Origin of the sequence: Streptomyces sp. NPDC059455, from assembly GCF_042750115.1 — a bacterium.
Lineage (GTDB): Bacteria > Actinomycetota > Actinomycetes > Streptomycetales > Streptomycetaceae > Streptomyces > Streptomyces endocoffeicus.
Genome location: NZ_JBHYVB010000318.1, coordinates 1 through 1989, shown reverse-complemented (window position 1 = coordinate 1989; position 1989 = coordinate 1). Strand labels below are relative to the sequence as shown.

General features: G+C 71.3%; 1 protein-coding gene and 1 pseudogene. One reads left to right on the top strand and one right to left on the bottom strand.

Annotation, left to right across the window (positions count from 1 at the left end; genetic code table 11):
- Positions 1-67 precede the first annotated feature (67 nt).
- Positions 68-604: pseudogene (thpD, locus tag ACFXB5_RS50655) on the top strand (ectoine hydroxylase); the annotation flags it as partial.
- 120 nt (positions 605-724) lie between these two features.
- Here the strand turns inward: thpD and ACFXB5_RS50650 are convergent.
- Positions 725-1771, bottom strand: a complete 1047-nt coding sequence (locus ACFXB5_RS50650) for an aminotransferase class V-fold PLP-dependent enzyme (protein WP_385222121.1) — start codon at positions 1769-1771, stop codon at positions 725-727.
- Between the last annotated feature and the right edge of the window lie 218 nt (positions 1772-1989).

Below are 1989 nucleotides of genomic sequence, written 5' to 3'. Positions count from 1 at the left end.
TTGTTTCCTGCGCTTCCCGTCTTAGTCGCCCTCCGGGCGCCGGTCCGGGGGGGGGGGGCCCCCCCCGCGGCAGATCCTGGGCTCGGACGTCTATGTCCACCAGAGCCGGATCAACGTCAAGCCGGGCTTCGGGGCCTCGGGCTTCTACTGGCACTCGGACTTCGAGACATGGCATGCCGAGGACGGCCTGCCGAACATGCGGACCGTGTCGGTCTCGATCGCCCTGACCGAGAACTTCGACACCAACGGCGGCCTGATGATCATGCCGGGCTCGCACCGCACCTTCCTCGGCTGTGAAGGAGCCACGCCGAAGGACAACTACAAGCGGTCGCTGCAGATGCAGGACGCCGGCATCCCGTCGGACGAGGCCCTCACCGGTTTCGCCGACAAGCACGGCATCAAGCTGTTCACCGGCCAGGCCGGGTCGGCGACGTGGTTCGACTGCAACTGCATGCACGGGTCCGGCGACAACATCACGCCGTACTCCCGCAGCAATGTGTTCATCGTGTTCAACAGCGTGGAGAACACGGCGGTCAAGCCGTTCGCCGCACCGATCCCCCGGCCGGAGTTCATCGGCGCGAGGGACTTCACGCCCGTACGGTGATGACCGCCGTGCGATGCCGTGACGTCCGTGCGTGATCTGAGGGAAGCCGGGGTGTCCCGGCTTCCCTCAGATCTTTTGTGCCGCTCTTTGGTGCCGCGGACCCCCCGTACCGGGACCCGCTCAGCCGGACAGCCGCTCCAGCAGCCGGTCCACATCGGCCGCGGTGTTGTACAGGTGGAAGGAGGCGCGGAGGTTGCCGGCCCGCGCCGAGACATGCACCTCCGCCTCCGCCAGCCGGGACGCGGCGCCGCCCAGGCCCGGTACGGAGACGATGGCCGAGCCGGGGGCGGCCACCGGCTGGTGGCCGAGCGCGACGACCCCGTCCCGGAAGCGGTCGGCGAGCGCGCGGTCATGCGCGGCGATGGCCTCGGTGCCCAGCTCCTCGATCAGCCCGAGCGAGTGCCGGGCCGCGACGTACGCGTACACGCTCGGGCTCTCGTCGAAGCGCCGTGCGGAGTGGGCGAGTTCCTCCACCGGGCCGTAGCAGCTGTCCCAGGGCTTCTCGCCCGCGACCCAGCCCGCGAAGACGGGGGTGAGTTCGCCGAGGTCCTCGGGCACTGTCAGGAACGCGGCCCCGCGCGGGCACATCAGCCACTTGTAGGCCACGCAGACCGTGTAGTCGGCCTCGGCTGCGTTCACCGGGAACCAGCCCGCCGCCTGGCTGAGGTCCACCAGCGTGCGGGCCCCGTGGGTCCGGGCGGCCTCCCGGATGGCGTCGAGGTCGGCGATCCGCCCGTCGGCCGACTGGACCGCGCTCACGGCCACCAGCGCCGTACCGGGGCGCACCGCCTCGGCGATCTCCTCCAGCGGCACGCTGCGCAGCTTGAGGTCGCCGCGGACGGCGAAGGGGTTGACCAGGGAACTGAAGTCGCCGTCGGCCACCAGGACTTCGGCCCCGGGCGGCAGCGAGGTCGCGATCATCCCCGCGTACACGGCGACCGAGCTGCCGGCCGCGACGCGCCGGGACGGTACGCCGACGAGCCGGGCGTAGGCGGCGCGGCTCGCCTCGACCGCCTCGAAGGACACGTCGATGATGGGCTGTCCGGCGGCCGAGCCGTCGAGGACCGCCTTCACGGCGGCTACGGAGCGTGCGGGGATCAGACCGCTGGACGCGGTGGTGAGATACGTCGTATGTGGCGCGAATTCCGCGCCCGCCAGGCTCTCCATGTCCATCCACTATGGGACGGGCGCACCCCGGCGTCCATCGCGTTTCCGTGTCGGATGCCTTCAAGCGATCCTTATACATACCCGCTGACCAGCGGCGATTCCGATGGCATGGACAGCGCCCGGGTGGACACCGACGCGAATCGGGCCCCGGGCCCGCGGGGGCGATACCCGGGGGCGGCGGGCCCGTCGCCCGGGCCGGGGGGAGCCCCGCGGCGCCC